General features: G+C 69.5%; 9 protein-coding genes and 1 pseudogene. 9 read left to right on the forward strand and 1 reads right to left on the reverse strand.

Annotation, left to right across the window (positions count from 1 at the left end):
- Together ABTZ94_RS33860 and ABTZ94_RS33865 are read left to right on the forward strand one after the other, a co-directional pair.
- The coding region (locus ABTZ94_RS33860) for an AMP-binding enzyme (RefSeq protein WP_502967355.1) at window positions 1-269 on the forward strand (269 nt) is incomplete at its 5' end.
- Window positions 270-529: 260 nt separating this feature from the next.
- Window positions 530-1,900, forward strand: a pseudogene (locus ABTZ94_RS33865) (alpha/beta fold hydrolase); the annotation flags it as partial.
- A 28-nt stretch (window positions 1,901-1,928) separates the two neighbouring features.
- On the opposite strand, the gene ABTZ94_RS33870 reads toward ABTZ94_RS33865, so the two are convergent.
- Window positions 1,929-3,557 (reverse strand): FAD-dependent oxidoreductase, encoded by a 1,629-nt coding sequence (locus ABTZ94_RS33870; RefSeq protein WP_351206690.1) that lies wholly within the window; start codon window positions 3,555-3,557, stop codon window positions 1,929-1,931.
- Window positions 3,558-3,824: 267 nt separating this feature from the next.
- On the opposite strand from ABTZ94_RS33870, the gene ABTZ94_RS33875 reads away from it, so the two are divergent.
- The 7 genes from ABTZ94_RS33875 to ABTZ94_RS33905 all read left to right on the forward strand — a co-directional run bounded on the left by ABTZ94_RS33875 (window position 3,825) and on the right by ABTZ94_RS33905 (window position 9,136).
- Window positions 3,825-4,946, forward strand: a complete 1,122-nt coding sequence (locus ABTZ94_RS33875) for a SchA/CurD-like domain-containing protein (RefSeq protein ID WP_351206692.1) — start codon at window positions 3,825-3,827, stop codon at window positions 4,944-4,946.
- A gap of 76 nt (window positions 4,947-5,022) precedes the next feature.
- On the forward strand, window positions 5,023-5,457 hold the full coding sequence (locus ABTZ94_RS33880; protein ID WP_351206694.1) for a cupin domain-containing protein: 435 nt from the start codon (window positions 5,023-5,025) through the stop codon (window positions 5,455-5,457).
- On the forward strand, window positions 5,454-6,722 hold the full coding sequence (locus tag ABTZ94_RS33885) for a beta-ketoacyl-[acyl-carrier-protein] synthase family protein (protein WP_351206696.1): 1,269 nt from the start codon (window positions 5,454-5,456) through the stop codon (window positions 6,720-6,722). Before ABTZ94_RS33880 ends, ABTZ94_RS33885 begins: the two co-directional genes overlap by 4 nt.
- Window positions 6,719-7,969: a ketosynthase chain-length factor gene (locus ABTZ94_RS33890; protein ID WP_351206698.1), complete on the forward strand. Its 1,251-nt coding sequence runs from the start codon at window positions 6,719-6,721 to the stop codon at window positions 7,967-7,969. The genes ABTZ94_RS33885 and ABTZ94_RS33890 overlap by 4 nt, the downstream gene beginning before the upstream one ends.
- A 16-nt stretch (window positions 7,970-7,985) precedes the next feature.
- On the forward strand, window positions 7,986-8,243 hold the full coding sequence (locus tag ABTZ94_RS33895) for a phosphopantetheine-binding protein (RefSeq protein ID WP_351206700.1): 258 nt from the start codon (window positions 7,986-7,988) through the stop codon (window positions 8,241-8,243).
- Window position 8,244: 1 nt separating this feature from the next.
- Complete coding sequence (locus ABTZ94_RS33900; RefSeq protein WP_351206702.1) at window positions 8,245-8,724, forward strand: SRPBCC family protein; 480 nt, start codon at window positions 8,245-8,247, stop codon at window positions 8,722-8,724.
- 79 nt (window positions 8,725-8,803) lie between these two features.
- Window positions 8,804-9,136 (forward strand): TcmI family type II polyketide cyclase, encoded by a 333-nt coding sequence (locus ABTZ94_RS33905; RefSeq protein WP_351206704.1) that lies wholly within the window; start codon window positions 8,804-8,806, stop codon window positions 9,134-9,136.
- Window positions 9,137-9,154 lie beyond the last annotated feature (18 nt).

Below are 9,154 nucleotides of genomic sequence, written 5' to 3' on the forward strand. Positions count from 1 at the left end.
ACGTCACACTCTTCCCCTACCCCACGCTCTTCCGATCCCCCGCCGTTGCGGCGGCCGCGGTCGTCGGGCTGCCCGACGACCGCTGGATCGAGGCTGTCACCGCCGTGGTCGTCCTGCACGGCGAAGCGACACAGGCCGAACTCATCGACCACGCCCGCGAGCGGCTCGCCCATTTCAAGGCCCCGAAGAAGGTCCTCTTCGTGGAGGAACTGCCGCGCAATGCGAGCGGCAAGATCCTCAAGCGGGAGCTGCGCGACCGGTTTGCGTAGGGGGACTTGGTGAGTGTTCCGGGGGCGTCCGGGGCTGCGGCTTTCGGAAGTGTCGTTGGGGCGGCGTCCGGCGCCCCGGCTTCGGATCGTGCCGGGCCCGGTCCGAAAGCAAGCGGCGACGTGGTGACCGGTCCGCCGACGCGGCGGTCCGGCTTCCGGCAAGCACACGACGGCAGCGAACGGCCGTGCGAGCCCGGCAAGTTCCGCATGAGGAGGTCTGACGACCTCCCCCACGATAGGGAGCGGGCACCCGACGCCCACTCGATCTGCGCGGTACCGGGGACTCCGCAGTGCCGGACGACCCGTCGACGTACCGCTGCGACCGGCTGGTCGCCGACGTCGAGGCGCTGCGCGAACACCTCGGCCATGAACGGATCGATCTGCTGGCCCACTCCGCGTCCGGCAACCTGGCCGCGCTCTACGCCGCGCGGCACCCACAGCGGCTGCGCACGCTCACGCTCATCACACCCGGCGCCGAGGCCGTCGGTATCGAGGCCACCGACCAGGACTGGCGCGATGCCGGTGAACTGCACCGCGACGAGCCGTGGTATGCGGCAGGACGGGTCGCGCTGGAGGAGATTCTGGCCGGACGCGAGACGGGTGAAGCCCGTTTTGCTGCCGCGCCCTTCGGCTACGGGCGGTGGGACGCCGCCGCCCGCGCACACGCCGCAGCCGCACCGGGACAGACCAACTCCGAGGCGGGGAAGGTCTATTACCAGGACGGCGTCTTCGAACCGGCCGTCACCGCCGCCGCGCTGACAGCGGTGACCGCACCGGTTCTCGTTCTTGCGGGGGAGTACGACGGAGGGCCGACCCCCGACCGTGCCGCCGAACTGGCCGCACTCTTCCCGAATGCCGAGTTCGCCGTGCAGCGTGGGGGCGGGCACTTCCCGTGGCTGGACGATCCGGGCGCCTTCGTCCGTACGGTCAACGCCTTCCTCGACCCGGAAGTGCTCAGCGTGCAGGCCGGTGGCACACGGCTCGCCTACCGGGTGTGGGGGGATCCGTCGGCGCCGCCCGTCGTGCTCGTCCACGGTCGCTGCGGCGACAGCAGGACCTGGACCGAGATCGCCGAACGCCTTGCCACCGAACACCGGGTGTACGCGTTCGACTTCCGCGGGCACGGTCTCAGCGACTGGCCCGGCCGCTACTCCTTCGAGCTGTTCCGGGACGATCTTCATGCCTTCCTGGAGGCCCGCAACCTGGCGGGCGCCACCGTGGTCGGACACTCCATGGGCGCCGCTGCCGCCTGTCTGCTCGCCGAACAGGAACCCGGACTGATCGGCCGGCTCGTCCTGGAGGAGGTTCCGCCGCCCTTCCCGCTCGACCCGCCGCGCGGCCCCGTCGAACGCCCCGATGAGGAGCTGGACTTCGACTGGCCCGTGGTGCCGTCGACCAACTCCCAGCTGAACGAACCGGACCCGGCCTGGCGGGAACGCCTCGGCGAGATCACCGCCCCTACCCTCGTCATCGGCGGCGGCCCCGCCAGTCAGATTGCCCAGGACAGGCTGGTCTGGATGGCGGGGCGGATACCCGGTGGCCGCTTCGTCACCCTTGAGGCCGGACACCTCGTCCACACCGAGCGACCGGACGAATTCCTCGCGGAGCTGAGGTCGTTCGGTCTGGCCTGAACATTCCCCGGACGCCCCGCCGGCCGGGTCAGGGCCGGTGCAGCAGGGACGTCAGGACCTCGTGGAGGGTGGCCTCGGCGTCGGCCACGGAACCCGTCGACCGCCAGGCCACGAAGCCGTCGGGACGCACCAGCACGGCGCCTTCGGGCGTCGTGCCGTGGATCTCGGCCCAGTCGGCCCCGTTCTCCGGCTCCAGATCGGCGCCCGGGCCGATGCCGTACACCTGGAGTCGTACCGAAAGCCGGTCGGCGACCCGCGCCGCTGCCCGCTGCCACGCCACGTCGTTACCATCGGTGAGCAGCACGAGGGTGTGCTCGTACAGATCCAGAGTGGACTTGCGATCACCGGCCTGACGGACCCACAGATGCGGTGCACGACTGCCTGGTTGACCATTCAGCTGCATTCCCTGCGGCACGACCGGCTGCTGAGGGTCGGCACCCAGCACGGCGCCGCGGACATAGCGGTAGCCCAGTGCCACGGTGAGCATGCCGCCCTGCTTCCCGCCGCCCACGCCCGGCGCTGCCGCGTATCCCGGGTGGCTGTGCTCGCTGGAGCGCGCCGAGGCCCGCGCGCTCGTCGCCTGGGCCACCGGCAGTCGCTCCGCCTCGTAGGTGTCCAGCAGGCCAGGGCCCGCCTCGCCCTTCAGTACGGTGGCGAGCTTCCAGGCCAGGTTGTGCGCGTCCTGAATGCCGGTGTTGGAGCCGAACGCCCCGGTGGGGGACATCTCATGGGCCGAGTCCCCGGCGAGGAAGACCCTGCCGGACGCGTACCGTTTTGCGACCCGCTCCGCGGCGTGCCATGGGGCCTTGCCGGTGATCTCGATGTCGATGTCCGGAGCGCCGACCGCCGTACGGATGTGCTCGGCACACCGCTCATCGGTGAAGTCCTCCAGGGTTTCGCCCAGTTGGGGCTGCCACGGAGCGTGGAACACCCACTCCTTCTTGTTGTCCACCGGCAACAGAGCCCCGTCCGCTGCTGGGTTGGTCAGATAGCAGACGATGAAGCGCCGGTCGCCCACTACATCGGCGAGCTGCCGGGAGCGGAAGGTGATGCTCACGTTGTGGAAGAGATCGCCGGGCCCGGTCCGGTCGATGCGCAGCTGCTCGCGGATGGGGCTGCGCGGCCCGTCGGCCGCGATGAGGTAGTCCGCGCGCACACTGATGTGCTCTCCGGTCTCCCGGTTCTTGAGTGCCGCGTCCACCCCCGACCCGTCCTGGTCGAAGTTCTGCATTTCGGTGGAGAACCGCAAGTCACCGCCCTGCTCGCGGGCCAGTTTCACCAGCACGGGTTCCAGATCGTTCTGGCTGCACAGGCACCAGCCGGTCGGGCTGAAACGGGCGAGTCCGCCACCCGGGTCGATCTCCTTGAACAGCCACTCCTGGTCGTCCCCGGTGAGCGAGCCGGCTTGCAGAATGCCGTGGTTGTGGGCGAGGACCGAGGCCGCCTCCCGGATGCCCGGCTCGGCACCGGCCGTGCGGAACACCTCCATCGTGCGCACGTTGTTGCCGCGTCCGCGAGGATGTGTCGAGGTAGCTCGGTGCTTCTCGACCAGCAGATGCTCGATGCCGAGCCGGCCGAGGAAAAGTGAGGCGGACAGGCCCACCAGGGAGCCGCCCACGATGAGGACCGGTACGCGAATGTCGACGTTCTCGTTCATCAGTTGCTCCAGCTCGGACGCCGTTCGGATGCATTGTTCAATGCCCTTGTCGGAGCGGTTCGGACGGCCGCTCACCTGAACGGTTCATAAATCTCGCGCCACCCGGACCAGCGTTTCACGATCGGTCACGGAGACGATGCCCGCAGTCATGGGGGCGGACCGATCACATCCGCCGGGAGAGTCCCCGCTCCGAATCCACTCGCCAACCGACGGTTGACGGCATGCCATCCGGCCTGACCACGACACCGTCTCGAAGGAGATCGAAAGATGACCGCCACCCTCTCGGAACGGATCTCCCAGTCCGCCTTCGACGGTTCCAGGCTCCGTGTCGTTCTGCTGCTGGACCTGTACGACGGGGCCCAGAAGCAGTTCCTGGAGGCGTATGAGCACCTGCGCAATCAGGTGGCATCCGTCCCCGGACACATCAGCGACCAGCTGTGCCAATCCATCGAGAACCCCTCCCAGTGGCTGATCACCAGCGAATGGGAGAGCGCACCGCCGTTCCTCGCCTGGGTGAACAGCGAGGAGCACGTGGCGACCGTTCAGCCGCTGCACGGCTGCGTACGCGACACCCGTTCGCTGCGCTTCAGCGTCCTGCGGGAGACCGGCAAGGCATTCGAGCTGGCGTCCGAGGCGGCCAAGGGCCGACTGCAGGCGTCACCCCGGCTGGGCGACGGAGTGGTGCGCCACGCGCTCACCTTCACGGTCAAGCCAGGCACAGAGGACATCGTGGCGAAGATCCTGGCCGATTACGAGTCCCCGAACGCTCGTGTCGACGATGACACCCGACTGCGCCGCACTTCGCTGTTCATGCACGGAAACCGCGTCGTGCGGGCAGTCGAGGTCGAGGGCGACCTCCTCGCGGCCCTGCGGCACATCGCCCGGCAGCCCGAGGTCAGGGCCGTCGAAGAGGCCATCAATCCGTATCTGGAGCAGGACCGGGACCTCAGCGACCCGGCCTCCGCCCGGATGTTCTTCACCCGAGCGGCGCTCCCGACCGTCCACCACGTGACCGCGGGCCGGCACAAGGCCGAGGACATCCGCCGGCACGCGCTCTTCTACGAGGCCAAGGAGGGCTGCGGCATGGCACTCGCCCGGCTGCTCGCCGGTCACGACGAGGAGGCGGCCGACGACCCGGCGAGCATCATCGACAGCAGCACCATCTTCCAACGCGACGACGTCGTCGTCCGCCTCCTCGAAGCGGTCGGACCGATCGACGTGCAGCCGGCCCAGGCGGTCGGCATCGACGGCCCCGGCAAGGTGGCCAGGCTCGGACGCCTCCTTGACGGCGGCGCGAACGCCGTGCCCACGACCGAGCAGGGGATCTCGCACTTCCTGACGGAGTCCGAGATGACCCTGATCACAGATCGGCGGGCCACGGAGTCCTGAACCGCGCCTCCGCACCCTGGGGGGTTCTCGCTCAACCCGTCAACACAACGCGCAATGCGCCAGGAGGAAAGCAGTCATGACCATGCACCGGCCACGCATCGTGGACCTCAGCGAGACGCAGCCCAACCGCAGGCGCGGAGGCGACCTTCGCGCCATGCTCACGCCGACTGCGGTGGGAGCCACCAGCGGATTCATGGGGCTGGCCATCGTTCAGCCCGGCGACCGCATCGGCGAGCATTACCACCCGTACTCCGAGGAGTTCGTGTACGTCGTGAGCGGTCTCCTGGAGGTGGATCTGGACGGTGAACCGCACCGGATGCGGCCCGACCAGGGCTTGCTGATCCCTCCCCACGTACGCCACCGATTCCGAAACGTGGGCGACGTCGAGGCACGCATGGTTTTCCACCTCGGCCCCCTCGCCCCGCGCCCGGAACTCGGCCACGTCGACACCGAGCACACAGAGTCCGCCGAGCGCGTCGCGCCGCCGGAACGAACGGAGGCCGCCTCATGACCCGCCGCGTGGGGGTCACCGGTGTCGGCGTCGTGGCCCCCGGCGGCATCGGCGCACCGGCCTTCTGGGACCTCCTCGCGAACGGACGCACCGCGACCCGGGGCATCACGCTCTTCGACCCGGCCGGCTTCCGCTCCCGTATCGCCGCCGAGTGCGACTTCGACCCGGCGGCGCACGGACTGGACGCGGACCAGGTCGCCAGGTCGGACCGGTACGTCCAGTTCGCGATGGTTGCCGCCAGGGAGGCCCTCGGCGACGCGGGGCTCGATCCGGAGAAGGTGGACCCCTGGCGGATGGGTGTGTCGCTGGGCACCGCTGTCGGCGGCACCACCCGACTGGAGCACGACTACGTCGCCGTCAGTGGCAGCGGCGCCCGCTGGGATGTCGACCACCGGCCGGCCGGTCCACATCTGGAGCGGGCCTTCTCACCCAGCTCCCTCGCCTCGGCGGTGGCCGAACAGGTCGGCGCACATGGCCCGGTGCAGACCGTCTCCACTGGCTGCACCTCCGGTCTCGACGCGATCGGGTACGCCTTTCACTCCATCGAGGAGGGCCGAGTCGACGTCTGCATCGCCGGGGCGTCCGACTCACCGATCACCCCGATCACGGTGGCGTGCTTCGACGCGATCAAGGCCACCTCGGCGAACAACGACGACCCCGAGCATGCCTCCCGGCCGTTCGACTCCCGCCGCGACGGCTTCGTCATGGGAGAGGGCGGAGCGGTGCTCGTGCTGGAGGAGCTGGAGCACGCCCGGGCCCGCGGCGCGACCGTCTACTGCGAGATCGCGGGCTACGCCACCTTCGGCAACGCCTACCACATGACCGGGCTGACCCCCGAAGGGCTGGAGATGGCCGAGGCGATCAACCGGGCCCTCGACCACGCCCGCATGGACGGCTCGCAGATCGACTACGTCAACGCGCACGGCTCGGGCACCAAGCAGAACGACAGGCACGAGACGGCCGCCGTGAAGCGGGCACTGGGCACGCACGCCTACGACGTACCGATGAGCTCGATCAAGTCCATGATCGGCCATTCGCTGGGGGCGATCGGGGCCATAGAGATTGCCGCGTGCGTACTCGCCCTGGTCCACCAGACGGTGCCGCCGACGGCGAACTACGAGAGCCCGGATCCGGAGTGCGACCTCGACTACGTGCCGCGCACCGCACGTCCCCTGAAGCTGCGCAGCGTCCTCTCGGTGGGCAGCGGGTTCGGCGGCTTCCAGTCCGCGGTGGCCCTGACGAGAACAGGAGGGAGGACACCATGAGAACCCGTAAAGCGCGCCGCACCGTCGTCACCGGTATCGGTGTCGTCGCCCCCAACGGCACCAACACCGAGGCCTTCTGGAAGAGGACGCACGAAGGAATGAGCGTCCTCGACCGGGTGACCCGTGAGGGGTGCGAGCAGCTTCCCCTGCGGGTCGCGGGCGAGGTGCGGGGCTTTGAGGCGTCCGAGCTGATCGAGGAGCGCTTCATCGTCCAGACCGACCGGTTCACGCACTTCGCCATGGCCGCAGCGGACATTGCGCTGGACGACGCCCGGCTGGGCCGCGCCGACTATGAGAACTCACCGTTCGACGTCGGCGTGGTGACCGCTGCCGGGTCCGGGGGCGGCGAGTTCGGCCAGCGTGAACTCCAACGGCTGTGGGGACAGGGATCCACCTACGTGGGTCCATACCAGTCCATCGCCTGGTTCTACGCCGCCAGCACCGGCCAGATCTCGATCCGCGGCGGCTTCAAGGGTCCGTGCGCGGTCGTGGCCAGCGACGAGGCGGGCGGTCTGGACGCGCTGGCGCATGCCGCCCGTTCGATCCGCCGCGGTACCGAAGCGGTGGTGGTCGGTGCGGCCGAGGCACCGCTGGCGCCCTACTCGGTCGTCTGCCAGCTCGGGTACGAGGACCTGAGCACCAGTGACGACCCCGCCCGCGCCTACCGGCCGTTCACCTCCGACGCCTGCGGGTTCGTGCCGGCCGAGGGCGGCGCCATGCTGGTGATCGAGGAGGAGCAGTCGGCCCGTCGGCGCGGGGCCCGCGTCCGGGCCGAAGTCGCCGGGCACGCTGCCACGTTCACCGGAGCGTCCCGGTGGGAGGAGTCCCGGGAGGGTCTCGCCCAGGCGATCATCGGCGCCCTGCGGGAGGCCGACTGCGCGCCGGACGAGATCGACGTCGTCTTCGCGGACGCACTCGGCGTACCGGCGGCCGACCGCGCCGAGGCGCTCGCGATCGCGGACGCACTCGGCGCGCACGGCCGACGGGTACCGGTGACGGCGCCCAAGACCGGCATCGGGCGCGCCTACTGCGGTGCGCCGGTACTGGATGCGGCCGCCGCCGTGCTCTCCATGGAGAACGCGCTGATACCGCCCACCCCGAATGTCTACGACGTGTGCCACGACCTCGATGTGGTCACCGGCCAGGCGCGCCCCGCGGAACTGCGGACGGCGCTGGTGCTCAGCCGCGGGCTCATGGGCTCGAACGCGGCGATGGTGCTGCGGCGCCCCACCGACATCCAAGTGTGAGTAAGGAGAAGTCCACATGACCGATCGACTGACCTACACGGAACTCGCCGCCCTGATGAAGAAGGGCGCCGGACTCACCGTCGACCCGCGGGACATGGAGAAGCGCCCCGGGTCCGCCTTCGACGAGTTCGGCCTCGACTCGCTCGGCCTCCTCGGCATCGTGGGCGTGCTGGAGAACCGGCACGGCAGGGCGCTGCCGGCCGATGCCGACCGCTGCAAGACCCCCCAGGAGTTCCTCGACCTCGTCAACAACACCCTCATGACTGGAGCCTGAAGTGCCCGGATACACCGAGAACGAGATCACCATCGCCGCCCCCCTGGACCTCGTCTGGGACGTGACGAATGATCTGGAGAACTGGCCGCGGCTGTTCAGCGAGTACGCCGCGGTCGAAGTCATCGAACGGGACGGCGACAGCACGACGTTCCGCCTGACCATGCACCCCGACGAGAACGACAAGGTCTGGAGCTGGGTCTCCGAGCGGACCGTCGACCGCGCCGGACGCACGGTCCGCGCCCGCCGTGTCGAGCCGGGCCCGTTCCAGCACATGAACATCCGGTGGGAGTACTCGGAGGTCCCCGGCGGTACGAAGATGCGCTGGGCCCAGGACTTCGCGATGCGGCCCGACGCACCCGTCGACGACGCGTGGATGACCGACAACATCAACCGCAACTCCAAGGTCCAGATGGAGCTCATCCGCGACAAAATCGAACAGCGCGCCCGGGAGCGTCGTACCGCGTCGGTCACCGCCGGCTGACCCGCAGTCCGCCCCCCACGACTCGCCACCCGGCCACCCGGCCGGGTGGCCGGGCCGGGAAACAGAAAGGCATCCCACGATGCACCACGCTCTGATCGTCGCCAAGATGGCGCCGGGTTCGGCGCCGGACATCGCCGAGCTGTTCGCAGCCTCCGACAGCAGCGAACTGCCGCACCTCGTCGGTGTCACCAGGCGCAAGCTCTTCCAGTTCGGCGACGTCTATCTGCACCTGATCGAATCGGACCGCCCGCCGGGCCCCGAGATCGCCAAGGTGACGGAACACCCGGCGTTCAAGGACATCAGTGACAAGCTCACCGCCTATGTGAGCCCGTACGACCCGCAGACCTGGCGCAGCCCCAAGGACGCCATGGCCCACGAGTTCTACCGGTGGGAGCGCGGCAGCAACGCCTGAGGACGAGAAATCGCCCCG

The sequence above is a fragment of the Streptomyces sp. NPDC002785 genome, from assembly GCF_040295565.1.
In the GTDB taxonomy this organism is placed as follows: Bacteria; Actinomycetota; Actinomycetes; order Streptomycetales; family Streptomycetaceae; genus Streptomyces.

What these genes read in the sequence shown, in the direction of transcription:
- ABTZ94_RS33870 (WP_351206690.1), bottom strand. Translation starts at nt 3,557, where the DNA reads ATGAACGAGAACGTCGACATTCGCGTACCGGTCCTCATCGTGGGCGGC.
- ABTZ94_RS33875 (WP_351206692.1), top strand. Translation starts at nt 3,825, where the DNA reads ATGACCGCCACCCTCTCGGAACGGATCTCCCAGTCCGCCTTCGACGGT.
- ABTZ94_RS33880 (WP_351206694.1), top strand. Translation starts at nt 5,023, where the DNA reads ATGACCATGCACCGGCCACGCATCGTGGACCTCAGCGAGACGCAGCCC.
- ABTZ94_RS33885 (WP_351206696.1), top strand. Translation starts at nt 5,454, where the DNA reads ATGACCCGCCGCGTGGGGGTCACCGGTGTCGGCGTCGTGGCCCCCGGC.
- ABTZ94_RS33890 (WP_351206698.1), top strand. Translation starts at nt 6,719, where the DNA reads ATGAGAACCCGTAAAGCGCGCCGCACCGTCGTCACCGGTATCGGTGTC.
- ABTZ94_RS33895 (WP_351206700.1), top strand. Translation starts at nt 7,986, where the DNA reads ATGACCGATCGACTGACCTACACGGAACTCGCCGCCCTGATGAAGAAG.
- ABTZ94_RS33905 (WP_351206704.1), top strand. Translation starts at nt 8,804, where the DNA reads ATGCACCACGCTCTGATCGTCGCCAAGATGGCGCCGGGTTCGGCGCCG.